The following is a 17742-nucleotide window of genomic DNA, read 5'->3' as shown; positions in this document are numbered from 1 at the left end:
CCATTGTGCGACCCACCCCCCACCGGTTGCATATGCGCCGACCGAAGCTTTCCCGTGAACGTTCCGGTACGTACGAGGGGGAATCGTGCGCACGTCCAGAGCGCGTTCAGGCAGAGGATCAGACAGAAGACAGGCCGCGAAGAGCGGCATAGCAGGGGCGGCCGCGCTGATCGGCGCGGCCGCCCTTGTCGTGTCCGTGGTGCCGGCCCAGGCCGTCGCCGCACCGCCCACCCCGGGGCCCGCCGAGGTGGTGCCGGGGAAGGGGACCTCCACCCCTTCCCTGGTGGGTGGCATCCGTGAGGACGCCGGGGCGGGCGGCAGCGCCGCCGACGCGGCGAAGCGGCACCTCGCGGAGAAGAAGAACCGTTACCGCATCGACCGTCCCGACCGTGACCTCGCCCCCGTCCAGTCCCTCACGAACGGCGCCTCCGAGACCGTACGGCTCCAGCAGAAGCACCACGGCGTCGACGTCCTCGGCGGCCAGTACGTCGTCCGCATGGAGAAGAAGAACGGCAAACGTGTCGTGACCGGCGCGTCGGGCAAGTACTTCACAGCGCTGACCACCGGCACCACGCCCGAGGTGAGTGAGGAACTCGCTGTCGAGCGCGCGGTCGACGCGACGCTCGCCCAGCTCGACCGCGAGGGCTTCGCCGTCGACACCGGCGACGAGGGGGACGCCCCGCCGCTGACCGGCACCGCCCACGGCCTCGTCGTGCTGCCCAAGGGGCCCGGGGTGCTCACCCACCACGTGACCGTCCGTGGCACCGACCCCGCCACCCGGCAGCCCGTGCTGCGCGAGGTGTACGTCGACGCCCAGGCCGGATACCCCATCCTCCAGTACAGCGGAATCAAGACATTCGGCACGGCCGGAGGCGGCAGGTCCGCGTCCGGATCGATGTCCGCTCCCGGGCAGCGGGTCGCCGCCGACGGCTCCGCCGTCAAGGGATCCGGCGTGAAGTTCGACGGGAGGACCGTCGAGCTCGACCTGACCCACGAGCCCTCGAACAACCAGTACGTCATGCGCGACGCCGCCCGCATGCGCGACGGCAGCAAGGCCGCGATCTCGACCTGGGACGTCCGCAAGAAGAGCGTCGACGAGGTCTCGCGCCAATGGCCCTCCGACGTCCTGGAGTTCAGGTCGCCGAACCCCGCCTTCGGCAAGGAGGCCACCGAGGCCGGCGCCGTCGACGCCCACTGGGCGGCGGGGAGGGTCTACGACTACTACAAGTCCGTCCACGGCCGGGACAGCCTCGACGGCCGGGGCATGGCCATCAACTCCATGGTCGGCGTCACCTACTACGGGACCCCGTACGTCAACGCCTTCTGGGACGGCACCAAGATGGTGTACGGCGGGGGCGACGCGGAGTACCGCCCGTTCTCCGCAGCCCTGGACGTCGTCGGGCACGAGATGACGCACGGCGTCGTCGAGAACAGCGCCAACCTCGTCTACGCGGGCCAGTCCGGCGCCCTCAACGAGGCGATCGCCGACTACTTCGGCAACGCCATCGACACGGACGCGCACGGAACGCCCATGGACAGCCCGGAAGCGGGCCTGCTGGGCGAGGGGCTGTGCCGGACGAAGTCCCCGCGCGCGTGCGCCACCCGGGACATGAACGACGGCAGGACGACCTCCAAGTCCTTCCTCGGCGTCGACTTCGGCACCGACAACGGCGGCGTCCACCTCAACTCCACCATCTTCTCCGGCGCCCTGTGGGACATCCGCAAGGACCTGGACCGCACCCTCGCCGACAGGATCGTCTACCGGGCGCTCACGGAGTACATGACCCCGCTGGACGGCTTCACCGAGGGTCGCAACGCCGTCGTCGCGGCGGCCAAGGACCTCAAGGTCTCCGCGAAGGACCTGAACGCCGTCACGCGCGCCTTCAACGGCCACGGCATCGTCACCGACTGGGAACTGGCCATCGGCGCCGACACCGACCAGCTGCTGGGCAAGCTCGAGACCAAGGACTCGCGCCCCGGCGCGGGCGGCGGCTGGTGGGTCGCGTCCAAGTCGAACGAGAGCGGCAGCGAGGCCTACTCGGTCTGGGCCGGCCGCGCGGACGGCACCGGCGAGAAGAAGCTGATCAGCCCCAACGACGGCCGGTACCACATCAACCCGGTCACCGACGGCAGGACCGTGGTCTGGGAGGCGCGCGGGCGCTTCGGCGCCGACCTGCTGTCGCGGTCGCTGGCGGGCGGCCCCGTCAAGACGCTGGTGCAGAGCCGGTACGGGTTCCACCAGCAGGCGAAGGTGGAAGGCGACGTCGTCGTCTTCGTCCAGAACTTCCGGCGCGGCGCCGCGCTTCTGGGGTACCTGCGCAAGGGCGACACGGAACCGACCTACCTCGACGACGCCGTCAGCCGCCGTGACGCGATCGCCCAGCACTCCCTGAAGGGCGGGAAGATCGCCTACGGTACGCGCATCTACAAGGGGCACGGGAAGTACGAGTACTCCGTGAAGGTCTTCGACATCGCGTCCGGGAAGACGACCGTGATGCCGCAGCTCGGCACGCCCCTGAACGTCGGCCAGACCGCCATCACGAGCAAGTACGTCTTCTGGACGGTCGACGAGATCGCCGACCAGGGCCAGCGGGCCGTCCGGCGCGCGAACCTCGACGGCACCGGCGTGATCGACATCAGCAAGGAGCAGGGCGCGGACGCGCTGTACCCGGCGTCGCTGACGGCCTCCGAGGACGCGGTGACGGTCTGGTCGCGCACGCCCGACACCCAGTACCGCAACGAGACCCTGCCCAAGCTGTGGCAGTTCTCCGCGGACGGCTCGCGCCGCGCCCGGATGTCCTGCAACCGCGGCGAGCAGGGCCTGCCCGCGGCGGTGTCCGGCACGCAGGTGGTGTGGATCGACTCCTCCGCCGGCTACGCCGACCTGGTCACCCGCACCCGCCCGGCGGGCAACTGCGGCTGATGTAGCCACTTTCGGCCGCGGCCGGACCACCTCCCGCGGCCGGACCACCTCCCGCGGCCGGACCACCTCCCGCGGCCGGACCACCTCCCGCGGCCGGACCACCTCCCGCGGCCGGACCACCTCCCGCGGCCGGACCACCTCCCGCGGCTAGACCACCTCCCGCGGCTCGCTCCCCGACCCCGCGTAGGGCCGGGCGTGCGGGCCGCCGATGGCGTTCATCACGGCCAGGCCCTGGTCGTCGACGAACTTGGTGAACACCTGCTGGGCGTAGCCGAAGATCAGGGCCCAGGCGATGATCTGCGCGGAGGAGTCCAGGGCGCTGAGGCCGGGGACGAAGTCGCCGCGCATCAGCAGCAGGCCCAGGACGGCGGTCAGCGCCCCCATCGGCAGCTTCAGCAGCGCCAGCGCCACCGGCACGTTGTAGGAGGCGGACGTGCCCCTGATGTGGCGCAGGGACAGCGCGGCGGCCACCGACGCGGCCACGGTCCCGGTCATCTCGACCACGGGGTAGTCCCACTTCGACGCCGCCTTGCCGAACGCCTCGTCGATGTCCTTCACATCGGACGGCGGCTCCATGCCCGTGGGGCAGACGACGCCGATCCCCTCCGGCCGGAAGCACAGCGGCACCACGTCCGGCGCCCAGACGCCGAGCACGGCGACCGCGAGGGCCATCGCCGCCAGCCCCAGGCTGACGATCACCACGATGCGGACGAAGCCGATCGCGCGGAGCTTCTCGCGCTGCAGGGCCTGCTGGGCGGTGACGACCGCGCCGACGAGGGCCGCGCGCTGGGCGGGGGTCAGCGGGGCGTCGCAGGTCTCCCGCGCGATCTCCTCGGCCCGTTTCCGCCGTTCGTCGGTGACCGGCAGCTGCTCCCGCACGAGGGCCACCAGGCCGGGCATCAGCGCCTGGACGTCGGACAGCGGGGCCATGCGCAGCATCAGGCCGTACGCCGCGTCGATGCGGACGTTCGCCACCGCGAGGTGCTTGTTCGGCCGGCGGCCGGGGTGGTCGCCGTGGCTGAGTGCTTCCGCCGCCGCCTGGAGCTCCGCGAACGCCTCTTCGGCCAGCGCCGGGGCCGCGGCCCGCACCTCGGGGTCGGCGTCCATGAGCGCTCTGTCCTTCGCGATCCGGACGCGCGCCCGGAGTTCGCCGATGCGCGAGCGGGCTCCTTCGCGGAGCTCCCACGTGCCCTTCTCGAAGCGGCGCTGATGGTGTCGGTTCCCGGCCATATCGGGGAATATCGCCGAACCCGGGCGGCCGGGCCGGCTTGACGCCTCCGGGTTAACCCCATTGGTCCACTGGGCGCGTGAGGCGCGGCGGCGTCCGTCCCATCACCCGTACGGAGGACATCCGCACCGCCCGCGCGTGGCGCGTCCGGGGGCCCCGCCGGCGGGCAGCAGAATCCGGTGTGTCCGTCCTGTCCGGACCCCTCGGCCCCGGGAGACCGCCATGACCGTCCTGAAAGCGCTCGCCCGGACGCCGCGGCGGCCGCGTTGCTCGTCACGCCCGCGGCGGTGTGGCCGACGGGCGCCGGGGCGGCGGTGGTGTCCCCCGCACGGGTGAGCGCCGACGCCCCGCAGCGGTGCTTTCCGGGCGCGGTCCTCACCGCGCGCCCCTCACGGCGCGCGGCTAGCGTGGGCGGGGATCCTGCAGGGAACCGCGCCTGAAAGGGGCGGAACATGTCCTTTCTCGTGTCAGCCGTCGCCGCTTCGCTCGCCGTCGCCGCCATGCCCCTGTCCGCGACGCCCCCTACGCCCCGTCATGGCGTGGACGTGTACGGGCAGTTCGAGGCCGCCGGTGGCGGGACGCGGCGGGCGGTGACGTTCGACAAGAAAGGCGTGCCCGAGAAGAGCCGGGTCGCCGTGCTGGAACGGAAGGGCAAGGACGGGACGCGGGTCGAGCTGAGGGTGCGAGGGCTCCAGGCGAGCCGGACGTACGGGGCGCACGTCCACACGAATCCGTGCGGCAACGCGCCCGACGAATCCGGTCCGCACTACCAGGACGTCAAGGACCCCAAGTCCCCGTCCGTGGACCCGAAATACGCCAACCCGCACAACGAGGCGTGGCTGGACCTCACCACCGACAAACGCGGCAACGGCCGCTCCGCCGCCACCGTGAAGTGGCACTTCCGGGCCGGCGAGGCCCGTTCCGTCGTCATCCACGAGCACGCCACCGAGACCGCGCCGGGCAAGGCCGGTACGGCGGGGGCGCGGCTCGCCTGCCTGAACGTGCCGTTCAACTAGAAGAACAACAGGTCAGGCGCGCTTCTCGTACGGGCTCGGGACCGGGAAGTAGCCCTCCAGGAACGGCGCTATCAGCGCGTCCGTGCGCGCCAGGTCGTCCGCCGTGGAGACCGTGTCGTTGATGCAGAACACGTCCAGGTCGCGGTGCGCCAGCAGGCGGTTGAGGCGGCGCGAGGTGTTCGGGTGCGCCAGGTCCATGTAGTGGTAGCGGAGGTCGGACGGTATCGCCCGGGCCTGGTGGTACGCGTAGTAGTGGTGGAGCGAGGAGGCCAGCGAGAGGTCCTCGGGGCTGCGGAAGCGCGCGGCGGCGGTGGCCGCGTGGGCCTCGGCGTAGCGCTCCTCCAGCTCGGTGAGGACGGCGCGGCTCAGCGCGTGCGGCACGTGCCGCATCTTCTGGGTGAAGGTGGTGGCGAACCCCTCCTCCACCAGCGCCCGGTTGTTCTTCGCGGCCGCCGCCACCGGCGGGTCCTCGGGGCGGTGCTCGCCGAGGGGGACCAGCGCGGGGGAGGGGAAGAACTTGGTGAGGCCGTTGGAGAGGAAGAACGTCTGCGGGGTCAGCGGGGCGCCGAGGAAGACGTCGTCGTTGAAGTAGAGGAAGTGCTCCGACAGGCCCTCGATGTGGTGCAGCTGGCTCTCGATGGCGTGCGAGTTGAACGTCGGCAGGACGTTCGGGTCGGAGAAGATCTCCTTGTGGCTGACCACGTGGACGCCGGGGTGCGAGGTGTCCAGCCAGGACGGCGTCTGGTCGTCCGTGACCAGGTAGACGTTGCGCACCCAGGGCGCGAACTGGTGCAGCGAGCGCAGCGAGTACTTCAGCTCGTCGCGGCTGAGGTAGCGCGCGTCGTTCGCCGCCTCCTCGTGGAGCTCCTCGACGGAGGCGTCGGCGCCCTGGGCCTTGGCGCGGCGAGCGGCCCAGACGGGGTCGCTGCCGTCCACCCAGGTGTAGACGACGTCGATGGGGAAGGGGATGTCCTGCGGCAGCCGGATCGTGAACTGCGGGCGGGTGCGGACCGTGGTCCGCCCGGGGCGCGGCGCGTCCCCCAGCGGGCCGGTGAACAGCTCGACGGGGGCGTCCACGGACGCGTCGGCCTCGTCCGCCGGGACCTCCTCGACCACGCCGTTGCGGCGCGGCGCGACGAGCAGCGGCCCGTGCGGGCCGTCCTCACGCGTCCAGAACTGGATGTCGCAGCCGTGCTCCTGCCCCAGGACGTACGAGCCGTCGGCGGTGGTGCGGAACCACGTCACACGGGTGGCGGGGCTCTTCTCCACCTGGCGCCAGGTGCCCGGGACGAAGCCGGGGAGCGCCTGACCGGGCGCGTTCTCCCGGTTCACCGGGGCGACGTAGCCCGGTATTCGGGCGCACAGCCGGGCCAGCTGCTGCTGGACCCGGCGGCGGTCGGCGGCGGCGACCGCGACGACCGGGGCGGACTCGGTGGTCGCGGCCCGGACGCAGAAGTAGTCGATCTCCGCCTGCTCCAGCGCGGTGCAGACCAGGTCCAGGGCGGCGGCGCGGGAGCCGTGCGGGGTGGGACCGGGGTCGACGAGCGCGATGTGGGCCTTGCCGTCGACGAGGACCACGCGCGGCGCCGCGGCGGCGTCGGAGGCGGCGTCGGAACCGTCGGCGAAGCGGCGCTGGAGCCGCTTGCCGCGCAGCTTCTGGCGGCGCTGCTCCAGGTCGAGGGAGTCGGCCATGTGCTGCATCAGGGCGCCGCGGGTCTCGACGGAGACCCGCTGGGCGATCGCGCGGCGGGCGCTCTCCGGCAGCAGCCGGCGGTAGGCCTTGACCAGGCCGGACTTCTCGGGGTTGGCACCGCGCTTCACGGGAGCGTTCCCGGGGGCGGGAGCGGAGGCCGGGGCGGGCGTGGCGTCGTCCGTGCGCTGGGCCGGGACGGAGCCGCCCGTGCCCGCGGTGGCCGGGGTCGAGGTCGAATGGTCGATAGTCAAGATCGCTTCAACCCCTCGGCCGCATCTCGCCGATGCGGCACAACGCGTAAAACAACCAGTACGTCCAGTGACGACCGGCCCGGAAAAAGACAGAGACTCAAGTACTTACCAGAGGGCTTCGCGGCGGGGCAATCGCAGGCCACCGCCCCGATGCCCCTCCGGCGCCGCCGGGGAGCGCCCGGGGGCGAGCCCCGCGCACCGCTCCCGGCCGTGCCCCTCAAGGGATCCACGCCCGCCGGGCACACTTGGTTGCCTCGTCGCCCTGTGGGGTATTTCACCACCCGGTAACGTCCCCGTAGAACCGGGGTGGTAGTGGAATTATCCGATTCCGCCCTCCGGCACGACGCCTACCGACGTTTACCCTGAATGGGTGCACGCTCAGATCATGACCCCCAGCGGCCGCGGGGTGCGCCCGTGACCGCGCCCCGCCACGCCCTGCGCGTGATCAAGAAGTCGGCCCGTATCGCGCTGACCCGCAGCCCTGCCTGGAAGGTCGGCCAGACGGTCCGCCGCCGGGTGAACACCGGGCTCGCGACCGGCCGCGACACCTACGTCGACTCCGTCCTGATGCCCGCCGCCCAGGGTTCCGCGGCCCGCGTCCAGTACGCCGCCGTACTCGACGGCCACACCCTGAACCTGCACGCGACGCTGCCCGCCGGCACCCTCCCCGAGGGCGACACCGGCACCACGGCCCACCTCGTCCTCGTCAGCGGTGCCACCCGCCTGCGCGCCGAGGCAGCCCTGGGCCGCGAGGAGAACGGCGAGCTCTCCGTGACCGCCACCACCCTCCTCGGCGAGCGCCTGGGCGGCGTCCCCGTCACCCCCGGCCGCTGGCACCTCTCCCTGGAGCTGGAGCCCGCCCGGCACGAGGGCCGCGCCGCCCTGCGGATGCGCCTCCTCGGCGACGGCGCCCCCAGCTACACCGGACCCACCCGCGCCCTGGCCACCTGCGCCGTCACGGGCCGCCGCCACCGGCTCGGCATCACCCCCGCCGGCCAGCTGCGGCTGACCGTCGCCCCGGCCCGGGCCCGCGCCGAGGTGCTGCGCGTCGAGCGCTCCTTCAGCGACGTCGGCGTCCTCTTCGCGATCTACGGCTCCGGCACGGCCATCGCCGAGGGGGAGCGCCCCGTCGTCGAGGTCGCCGAGCTGGACCGCAAGCACGCCCTCGACCGCCGGCCCGCCGAGCCGCTGCCCGGCGACCCCAGCGCCTGGCGGCTGACCGTGCCCCTGGCCCAGCTGATCGACACCTCCCGCCGGCAGACCCTGACCCTGCGCCTGCCCCGCGGCGCCCGCGGCACCAAGCCGCTGGAGATCGGCCGCCGCGAGCACGACCTGCGCTCCCCGCGCCAGGTCGTCACCCCGCCCAAGTTCACCGTACGGGCCGAGGACGGCACCTTCGTCCAGGTCAAGCCCCAGTACACCCGCCGCGGCGCGCTCCAGCTCGTCTGCACCCCGCGCACGCCAGCCGCCGGCGCAACCGGTCCCCGCTAGGGACACCGGGAAACCGCCACCGGACCGCCGCACACCACGAAGGCCGCACGTGAAAATCACCTTTCTGCTGACCTCCGCCGACACGATGGGCGGGACCGAACGCGCCACCATGACCCTCGCCGAGCTGCTGGCACGGCAGCACGACGTGGAGATCCTCAGCGTCTTCCGTACGGAGGACGAGGCGTTCTTCGACAGCGGTGCCGTGCGCGTCCGCCACCTCGTCGACGCCCGTGGCGAGGCGCAGCGCCCCGTGCGGAGCGACGCGGCCTCCGGCTCCGACATGGCCGCCGCCTACCGGCGCCTGGCCGCCACCCCCAGCGAGCTCGTCCGCCCCGAGTGGGAGGCCGTCTTCAACCGCCTCGCCGACCTCGAGCTCACCGAGGCCCTCCACACCATCGACACGGACGTGCTGGTCTCCACCACCCCGTCCCTGATGGCGTACATGGCCCAGCTCGCCCCCCGCCGGGTGCTCACCGTCCACCTCGACCACCGCGTCTCCGAGCTGCGCGGCGTCACCGGCGAGCCGCTGCGGATGTACACCTCGCACATCGACGCCCTCGTCTCCCTCACCAGCCGCACCCGCGACTGGTTCGCCGAGACCCTCGGCGCGTGCGCCCCCCGGCTGGCCACCATCGGCAACTCCCTGCCCGACGGCTTCCGCCCCCGCTCCACCCTGGAGACCCGCACCGTCGTCCTCGGCGCCCGCCTCGCCGGCGAGAAGCAGGTCGAGCACGCCATACGCTCCTTCGCGACCGTCGCCGCCGACCGCCCCCGCTGGACCCTGCGCGTCCTCGGCGGCGGCCCGCGCATGCGCGCGCTGAAGAGCCTCGCCGGCCACCTCGGCGTCGCCGACCAGGTCCAGCTCGTGGGCTCCACCGCCAACATGGCCGAGGAGTGGGCCAAGGCGTCCATCGCCATGCTCACCTCCCGCGTCGAGGCGTTCGGCCTCGTCCTCGTCGAGGCCCAGGCCGCCGGCGTGCCCGTCGTCGCCTACGACTGCCCCAACGGCCCCGGCGAGATCCTCACCGACGGCCGCGACGGCCTGCTCGTCCCGCTCGGCGAGGAGGGTGAGCTCGCCGACGCCCTCGCCCGGCTGATGGACGACGACGACCTCCGCCGCGAGATGGGCGCCGAGGCGCACAAGAACTCCGCCCGTTTCACCGGCGGCCAGGTCACCCAGGAGTGGAACCAGCTCCTGGAGGAGCTCGCCAAGGACCGCGACAGCGGCGACCGCGAGGCCGCCAAGGCCCGCCGCCGCGCCCTCCAGGCCGCCGCCGACGCCGAGGGCGGCATCGCCGGCGCGGCCGTCCCCAAGGGCGTCGACCGGCCGTTCTCCGACGTGGCCCACAAGGCCCAGGAAGTGCGCATCGAAGCCGCGCGCCCCGACGTCAAGCGGGCCGGCGGCCAGATCTGCCTCATCAAGGAGAACACCACCCCCTTCGAGGTGATGCAGGACAACCTCGACCTCGCCGTCGACGTCCTCGACGCGCTCGGCCTGTCCTACGCGCTCACCCCCACCGCCATGCTGCGGCACACCATCGCCGTCGACGGCGCCGACCGCGACGCCTTCGTCGCCGACTTCGCCGAGCGCTACCGCGACGAGCCCGTCTACGCGGGCCTGCTCAACGACCGCGGCTCGGTGCTGCGCACCGTCCTCGCCTCCTTCCTCACCCCCGACGTCATCCCGGCCAACTGCACCCGCATCCGCGTCTTCCGCCCCGTCCTCACCGGCGGCGGCCAGCTGCGCGTCAGCGGCGTCTACGGCTGCGACGTCGTCTTCTGGCAGGACACCGAGGACGACGAGACCACCGTCACCGTCCCCGGCAACACCCGCTACGGCGCCACCCTGCCCCGCACCGAGCTCACCCGGTCCGCCGTCACCCGCATCGGCGAGCGCGACTACCGCACCATCGACGCCTTCGCCAGGACCTTCGTCGACGAGGTCGACTTCCCCATCGACGTCGTCTACACCTGGGTCGACGGCACCGACCCCGCGTGGCTGGCCCGCAAGGAGAAGACCCAGGCGGAGCACGGCATCCTCGCCGCCGAGTCCGCCGGCAGCTCCGCGCGCTTCCGCAGCCGCGACGAACTGCGCTACTCCCTGCGCTCGCTCGACCTCCACGCCCCCTGGGTGCGCACCATCTACCTGCTCACCGACGACCAGACCCCCGACTGGCTCGACACCGACCACCCCCGGGTGCGCGTCGTCAGCCACAAGGAGGCCTTCGGCGACACCGGCAAGCTGCCCTCCTTCAACTCGCACGCCATCGAGAGCCGCATCCACCGCATCGAGGGCATCTCCGAGCACATCCTCTACTTCAACGACGACGTCTTCCTCGGCCGCCCGATGAAGCCCGAGTCCTTCTTCCACGGGTCGGGCGCGGCCAAGTGCTTCATGTCGCCCACCGCGATCCCGGCCGGCGACCCCTCGCTCGACAGCGACCTCGTCTTCGCCGCGGCCAAGAACAACCGGGCCCTGATCGAGAAGGAGTTCGGCAAGACCGTCACCAACACCTTCCTCCACACCCCCCACCCGCTGCGCCGCAGCACCCTGGAGGAGATGGAGGAGCGCTTCGCCGAGGAGATGGGGCTCACCGCGTCCGCGCAGTTCCGCGCCCGCACCGACCTCGCGATCGCCTCGTCGCTGCACCACTGGTACGGGGTCTTCACCGGCCGCAGCATGCCCGGAGCCATCAGCTCCGCCTTTGTGAACGTCGGTCTGCGCGAGCACCACGTCCGGCTCCACCGGATCCTGGCGACCCGCTCCCACGACGTGTTCTGCATCAACGACTACCACGACGGCGACGTCCCCGAGGACGAGCAGGCCGACGCGCTCGCGGTGTTCCTCGCGAGCTACTTCCCCGTCGCCTCGCAGTTCGAGAAGGGCTCCGAGCGCAACCGCCGCCTTGTCCACGGTGGTGAGTGACGGCCATGGACTACCGCCGGAGGACCTTCCTGACCGGCCTGACGGGGCTCCTCGCCCTGGCCGTGGCAGGCTGCTCGACCGGTACGCCGCACTCGTCCCCCACCGCACAGGGGGACGCCGCGGCCGACCGGTCGAACGGCGCGGTCACCACGCTCCAGATCGTCGCCCACCCGGACGACGACCTGTACTTCATGAACCCGGACGTCAACCAGTCGATCGGTGGTCAGCACCGCGTCGTCAGCGTCTACTTCACCAGCGGTGAGGCCAACGGGATCAACAAGGTGCCCGGTGCGAAGGACCAGCCGCGCAAGGACTTCGCCGGCTACGCGGGCTCCCGCCAGCAGGGCCTGCGGCAGGCATACGCCTTCATGGCCACGGGCAACGCCCACGCCGAGTGGAAGCGCGGCACCCTGGACCTGCCGGGCGGCCTGAAGGCCGAGACCGACAGCCTGGCCGACAACCCCGCCGTCACCCTGGTCTTCCTCGGCGTCGCCCAGCACACCCAGGACCGGCCGGGCCAGCCCGACGTCCGCGTCTCCACCCTCTGGTCGAACCCCAAGGCCAAGAGCATGAACCGGGTCGCCACCGGCTCCACCGTGACCGAGTCCCGCCCGGTCACCAAGGCCGAGGTCACCGACGCCCTCACCGGCCTGCTCGACCGCTTCAAGCCCACGCTCGTGCGCACCATGGACCTCGACCCCGACATGCAGGTCCACGACGAGGCCCACCGGCTCCACCACGACCAGCGCGGCTACTCCGACCACCCCGACCACACGGCCGTCGCCCAGTTCACCTACGCCGCGCTCCAGCGCTACAAGGGCCCGGGCAGCGGACGCCACTACACCGTCGCCGCCTACCGCGGCTACTACAACGAGCGCTGGCCGCGGAATCTGCCCGTCTCCGTGGTGCGCCGCAAGGCCGACGTCCTCAACGTCTACGGCGGCGAGCCCGGTTCGTGCGGCTTCGCCGCGGGCTGCGGCGACTACGACGTCGGCCAGGACCGCTCGTACGGCACGGGCTGGATGCAGCGCACCAGCCCCCGCTACCCCGGCAACGCCACCTGGATGCTGCCGGGCCCCGACGGCCGCCTCACCGCCTTCGGCGTCCTCGACCAGCAGGCCGCCATGTGGCAGGAGACCGCCCCGGGCAGCGGCACCTGGGACGGCCCCAAGCTCCTCGGCGGCGGCCAGCTGCTGCCCACCCTCACGGCGAGCCTCACCAAGGACGGCCGCTGGCAGCTCTTCGCCGAGCGCGTCGCCGGCCTCGGCGTGAAGCCCGAGGAGAACCGCCGGGAGATCGTCACGGCCGAACAGAGCGCCAAGGGCGGCTCGTTCGGCGCCTGGACCTCGCTCGGCAACCCCGAGCAGGACCCGGTCCGCGGCCGCCGCGTCGGAGGCCCCGTCGTCGCCCGCAACGCCGACGGCTCCCTCCAGCTCTTCGCCCGCAACTGGGCCAAGGGCGTCGCCACCCGGCAGCAGCAGCCCGACGGCTCCTGGTCCGACTGGACGGACCTGCCCGAGGCCGAGGTCCAGGAGGGCCTGACCGCCCTCACCGACGCCAAGGGCCGTATCCACCTCTTCGGCGCGGGCCACGACACGGTCTTCCACTGGCAGCAGCAGACCCCGGGCGGCCCGTTCACCCTCGACCGCTCCGGCCTGCCCGCCTCCGTCGACCCGCCGGCCGCCCTCGCCAAGCGCGACGGCTCGGTGCAACTGCTCTTCCGCGAGGCCAAGTCCACCAACATCGTCGCCTACCGCCTCCCGGCGGGCGGCGGCGCATGGCAGCGCGAGAACGTCGACCTGGCGGGGCGCGGCTTCGGCGCCCTGAGCGTGCTCGCCGTGCCGTCGGGCGACGGCACGGTGATCGCCGCCCGCAACAACGACGGCTCGACCAGCCTCGCCACGATCGGCGTCGGCGGCAACCGGGCCCCGCGCTGGTCCACGGTCCCGGGCGCGGCCGTGGGCACGGCGGCGCTGGCGATGGGGTCGGGCGACAAGCCGGTTCTGGGCTGGCTCGGCCCGGACGGGAAGCTGCACAGCGCGTGGGTGAAGTGACGCAGCACAGCAGGGGCCGTGCCCATCCCGGGAGGGACGGGCACGGCCCCTATAGGTTTCCGGTCTTCCGTCAGCGGTTGGGCCAGGCGTCCCGGGCGTCGGCGAGTCTGCCCGTGCCGTCGCCCGCGTAGAGGTAGACCTTGCCCGGGCCGATGATCGTGCGGGCCCAGCGGGCGAGCAGGTCGGGCTTGCCGTCGCCGTCGAAGTCGCCGGCGAGGACGTTCTGCATGGTGCCCCAGGACTTGTCGCGCCACATGGAACGGGCGTTGTCGAAGGAGCCCTTGCCGTTGCCGGCGTACAGGTGCAGCGAGCCGTCGTTGGCGCCGGCGACGATGTCGTCCCGGCCGTCGCCGGTGAAGTCACCGGTGACGATGAAGTTCTTGCTCCAGGTCCTGTCGGGCCACATCTCGGCCTTCTTGCCGGTCAGCACGCCGTCGGCGCCGGTCGGGTAGGCGAACAGCGACTTGTCGCCCCAGATGGCGATCAGGCCGTCGCGCTGCCACCCGTCACCCCGGTAGCGGGCGATGTTGGCCACCTTGCCCCAGGAGCTGTCGGTCCACATCTTCTTGGCGGCCCCGAGCTTGCCGTTGGCCTGCCCCGCGTAGAGGTGCAGAGAGCCGTCCGCGGCCACGGCGGCGATGTCGGGACGGCCGTCGCCGTTGAAGTCACCGGCGATGATCTGCTGCTTGCCGCCCCAGGACTTGTCGTACCAGAGCTCGCGGCCGTACTCGAGGGTGCCGTCGGCGCCCGCGTAATAGGCCACCAGCGAGCCGTCCTTGAGCACGGCGGCGACGTCCGCGCGGCCGTCGCCGTTGAAGTCGCCGGAGGTCATGACGCCGGTGAACTGGTCGAGCTTGTTGAACAGGCGCAGCTGCCGGACCCAGCTGTCGGTGTCGTCGACGCGGGTGGCGACGGCGCCGGTGCGGGTCTCGGTGTCGTCGCCGCCCCAGCAGCCCTTCTTCCAGGAGCCGGTGGCGACGCCGGCGAGCTCGACCGTGCCGTTCGTCTCGCGGAGGACCGGCCCACCCATGTCGCCCTGGCAGAGCGAGGCGTCGACGGGGGCCTTGGGGGCGAGGCCGACGGTCCTGGCGTCCACGGCGTCGGCGCCGAAGACGGCGGTGTTCAGGCGGGTGGGGGACCACTCGTCCTTGGTGCGGCCGTAGCCGGTGACGCGCAGGTCCTCGCCCTGCCGGGGCTGGGCGGTCGCCACCTGGACGGGGGCGACACCGGCGACCGGCTTGGCGAGCCGGACCGCGACCAGGTCGCGGTCGGTGCGCGGGACGACCTCGGCGGCCTCGGTCACGGTGCCGGCCGTGCTCCCGAGGTCGTTACGGCCGACGGTGACCGTCGCCTTCAGCGCGGGCACGCCGGGGGTGACGTTGCCGCTCGCGTCGGCGAAGCAGGACGCGGCGGTGAGCACCCAGATCGGGTCGACCAGAGCGCCCGTGCAGGCGCGCTTCCCGCCGCCGATGTCGAGCTTCGCGGTGAACGCGTACTGCCCGTCCTTGGCGGCGTCACCGACGACGGCGCTCGCCGGGGTGGCGGTGGTCAGGGCGCCGGCGGCGACGGCGGTGGTGAGAGCGGCGGTCGTCCACGCGGCGCGTGAACGCTTCCGGGATATCTGAGACAACTGAGCTCCTGAAAGAGCCCCGTACGGGTACCAGTACGAGTGCAAGTACAAGTACGGGTACGGGGCGTGGTGAAACGGTGTTAACGCTGCGAGCCCGGCTCAGCCGACCAGCTGGACCTCGCCGAGCGGGCCCCTGGTGGAGGGGATGGTGCTCGGGTTGACGCCGGGGTAGTAGCTGAGGTCGGTGGTGTCCCAGCGGACGAGGATGTCGTTGAGGGGGCCACCGGGCTTGGTGAAGTTGCCGACGGTGATCTGGGCGGCGTGCGTCCAGTGGTAGCCGACGGGCGTGATCTGGACGCGCCCGTGGTCACCCTTGGTGTCACCACCGGGGAAGACCTGGGTCTGGCCGTCCTTCCAGCGGATCATCAGGTCGGCGGTCTTGCCGCCGGTGTACTCGATGGCGTTGATCTGGAGGGCGTTGTTGAAGCCGTCGTTCTTCAGCGTGAGCTGGGTTTCCTTCTTGACGCCGTTGACACCGGTGTCGGTGTACATCGACGTCGAGCCGTCTTCCCACAGGACGATGAGGTCATCTCGCAGGGCGTTGGCGGAGAAGCGGCCGGAGGTGATCAGACGGGCGTGGGACCACCAGGAGCCGGGCTCGGCGAGGGTCTTCTCCTCGTGGAAGCCCTTCTCGTCCACGTGGGTGTAGGTGGAGAGCTTGCCGCCGGCCCAGCGGACGGTCAGACCGTCGGTACCGCTGTCGCTGTAACGACCGGCCGTCACCGCGTCGGCGTACTTCCAGTAGCTGCCCGCGCCCTCGAGCTGGATCTCGCGGGTGAAGGGGTACTTCGGGTCGGCGTAGTCCGCGCCCTGGAAGAGGCTGGCGGAGCCGTCCTTCCAGGCGACGAAGAGGTCCATGCGGCGCTTGCCGTTGGCGGGGTCGCCGGTGAAGTAGCCCGATGCCAGGTGCGCCGCGTCGCCCCAGCCGCGCCGCGCCAGCAGCGTCCGGGCGTACGTCTGCTGGACCCAGTCGGCCACGTCGTCGACGCGGGTGGCGATGCCACCGGTGCGGGTCTCCTCGACACCGAAGCAGCCGTTCTGCCAGGAAGCGGTGGCGACGGCGACGACCTCGGCGGTGCCGTTGGCCTCACGGAGGACCGGGCCGCCCATGTCGCCCTTGCAGAGGGCGGCGTCGGCGGGGGCCTTGGCGGCGAGGTCGACGGTGGTGGCGGCGACGGCGCCGGCGCCGAAGACGGCGGTGTTGAGCCGGGTGGGGGCCCAGTCGTCCTTCGTACGGCCGAACCCGGCGACCCGCAGGTCCTCGCCCTGGCGCGGCTGGGCGGCCGACACCTGGGCCGGGGCGACACCGGTGACCGGCTTGGCGAGCTTCACCATGACCAGGTCGCGGTCGCCGCGCGGTACGAGCTCGACGGCGCCGACCGTGGCGCCGCCCGTCCCCGTGAGGTCGGTGCGGCCGACGGTCACGGTGGTCTGCTGCTTGGGAGCGCCGGCGGTGATGCGGAAGCCCTGCGAGGGGTCGTCCGCGAAGCAGCTGGCGGCCGTGAGCACCCACTGGCTCTCCACCAGGGTGCCGGTACAGGCGCGCTTCCCGCCGATGTCGAGCTTCGCGGTGGACGCGTACTGCCCGTCCTTGGCCGCGTCACCGACGACGGCGTGGGCGGGAACGGCCGTCAAGGCGCCGGTCGCGACGGAACCGGCGATAAGCCCTGCTATCCACGCGGCGCGCGGACCCTTGCCAGACATGTTGCTTTCCTTACGAACCTAGAGGAACGACCTGGAGGAACGACCGGTGGCGCGCGGATACCGCCGCGCGCCACGTGGGTATGCGGCTCGTTACTTCTTCGCGACGATCTCGAGCAGCGTGAACTCACGGCCCTGCGGGTCGGCGCTCTCGCCGACGGGGGTCCACTTGTTCTTGTCGAGGTTGAAGGACTTCGACTCGTTGGTGGTCACCATGTTGACCTTGACCGCGTAGTCGTTGCCCTTGGCGCCGTAGACGGTCGGCAGCTCCAGGCTCAGGTAGCCGGAGGGGCCGTTGACCTTGAAGCAGAACTTCCCCTGGCCGACCTTGTCGCGCTCCTGCATGCCGCGCGAGTAGACCTCGATCAGACCCGGGGCGCTGTCGCACGTGGCGAGCATGATGTGCCCGTCACCGCTCTTCAGCTTGATGCCGCGCTCCTGGAAGATCTTGTCCGCCTGCGGGTACTCGAAGTCCTCGACGATGGGCGGCGGGGTGTCGGCGGCCATCGCGGCATTGGCGCCGGTGACCGCGACAGTGCTCGTGACGACGGCGGTGGCCAGCACGCGGGAAATAACCTTCATTGTTCCTTGCCTTCGTAATGAATGCGCTAAGAAAGCGTTTGGCTTACGACAAAAAACACGCGTGCGCGAATGCCGCACACGCGCCTGTCCGGCAAGGAAACCGGGATGGTTGATTCCGACCCCCCGATCGACATGCCCGGCCTGACGGCGCGTTGCTCCCCTTGCGCTGGACCGGCGCCCTATTGATATCACCTGGATCGGTGTGGTTTGAAGCGGAGTTGGATTCACCGATGCGAAATCACAGATT

General features: G+C 71.9%; 10 protein-coding genes. 5 read left to right on the top strand and 5 right to left on the bottom strand.

Annotated elements, in window-relative coordinates:
• Positions 1–196: 196 nt before the first annotated feature.
• Positions 197–2923 (top strand): M4 family metallopeptidase, encoded by a 2727-nt coding sequence (locus K6I33_RS04510; RefSeq protein ID WP_374283317.1) that lies wholly within the window; start codon positions 197–199, stop codon positions 2921–2923.
• Positions 2924–3070: 147 nt separating this feature from the next.
• Here K6I33_RS04510 and K6I33_RS04505 read toward each other — a convergent pair whose 3' ends face one another.
• The gene (locus K6I33_RS04505; RefSeq protein WP_229348371.1) at positions 3071–4153 is read right to left on the bottom strand and encodes a hypothetical protein; all 1083 of its coding nucleotides are present in this window, start codon (positions 4151–4153) and stop codon (positions 3071–3073) included.
• Between the two features lie 450 nt (positions 4154–4603).
• On the opposite strand from K6I33_RS04505, the gene K6I33_RS04500 reads away from it, so the two are divergent.
• A complete protein-coding gene (locus K6I33_RS04500) occupies positions 4604–5167 on the top strand; it encodes a superoxide dismutase family protein (protein WP_229348370.1) in 564 nt (187 codons plus the stop codon).
• A 12-nt stretch (positions 5168–5179) separates the two neighbouring features.
• On the opposite strand, the gene K6I33_RS04495 is transcribed toward K6I33_RS04500, so the two are convergent.
• On the bottom strand, positions 5180–6988 hold the full coding sequence (locus tag K6I33_RS04495; protein WP_229348373.1) for a stealth family protein: 1809 nt from the start codon (positions 6986–6988) through the stop codon (positions 5180–5182).
• Positions 6989–7525: 537 nt separating this feature from the next.
• On the opposite strand from K6I33_RS04495, the gene K6I33_RS04490 reads away from it, so the two are divergent.
• Genes K6I33_RS04490 through K6I33_RS04480 form a run of 3 tightly spaced genes read left to right on the top strand, consistent with a single transcriptional unit; the run spans position 7526 to position 13582 of the window.
• Positions 7526–8602, top strand: coding sequence for a hypothetical protein (locus K6I33_RS04490; RefSeq protein ID WP_229348369.1), 1077 nt, complete (start codon positions 7526–7528; stop codon positions 8600–8602).
• A 49-nt stretch (positions 8603–8651) separates the two neighbouring features.
• Entirely contained in the window at positions 8652–11528 is a 2877-nt protein-coding gene (locus tag K6I33_RS04485) for a stealth conserved region 3 domain-containing protein (RefSeq protein ID WP_229348368.1), read from the top strand.
• A gap of 5 nt (positions 11529–11533) precedes the next feature.
• On the top strand, positions 11534–13582 hold the full coding sequence (locus K6I33_RS04480; protein ID WP_229348367.1) for a PIG-L family deacetylase: 2049 nt from the start codon (positions 11534–11536) through the stop codon (positions 13580–13582).
• Positions 13583–13652: 70 nt separating this feature from the next.
• On the opposite strand, the gene K6I33_RS04475 is transcribed toward K6I33_RS04480, so the two are convergent.
• The 3 genes from K6I33_RS04475 to K6I33_RS04465 form a co-directional block, all read right to left on the bottom strand.
• Positions 13653–15212: an FG-GAP-like repeat-containing protein gene (locus K6I33_RS04475; RefSeq protein WP_229348366.1), complete on the bottom strand. Its 1560-nt coding sequence runs from the start codon at positions 15210–15212 to the stop codon at positions 13653–13655.
• A 99-nt stretch (positions 15213–15311) separates the two neighbouring features.
• Positions 15312–16916, bottom strand: coding sequence for a trypsin-like serine protease (locus K6I33_RS04470; RefSeq protein ID WP_229348365.1), 1605 nt, complete (start codon positions 16914–16916; stop codon positions 15312–15314).
• Positions 16917–17006: 90 nt separating this feature from the next.
• A complete protein-coding gene (locus tag K6I33_RS04465; protein ID WP_229348364.1) occupies positions 17007–17495 on the bottom strand; it encodes a hypothetical protein in 489 nt (162 codons plus the stop codon).
• Positions 17496–17742 lie beyond the last annotated feature (247 nt).

Source organism: Streptomyces sp. UNOB3_S3, from assembly GCF_020740895.1.
Classification (GTDB): Bacteria; Actinomycetota; Actinomycetes; order Streptomycetales; family Streptomycetaceae; genus Streptomyces.
The sequence above is the reverse complement of the archived record's forward strand: the minus strand, read 5'-3'. Positions and strand labels throughout refer to the sequence as shown.

Coding starts and splice junctions, on each gene's coding strand:
- K6I33_RS04505 (WP_229348371.1), bottom strand. CDS start 4,153: ATGGCCGGGAACCGACACCATCAGCGCCGCTTCGAGAAGGGCACGTGG.
- K6I33_RS04500 (WP_229348370.1), top strand. CDS start 4,604: ATGTCCTTTCTCGTGTCAGCCGTCGCCGCTTCGCTCGCCGTCGCCGCC.
- K6I33_RS04480 (WP_229348367.1), top strand. CDS start 11,534: ATGGACTACCGCCGGAGGACCTTCCTGACCGGCCTGACGGGGCTCCTC.
- K6I33_RS04470 (WP_229348365.1), bottom strand. CDS start 16,916: ATGTCTGGCAAGGGTCCGCGCGCCGCGTGGATAGCAGGGCTTATCGCC.
- K6I33_RS04465 (WP_229348364.1), bottom strand. CDS start 17,495: ATGAAGGTTATTTCCCGCGTGCTGGCCACCGCCGTCGTCACGAGCACT.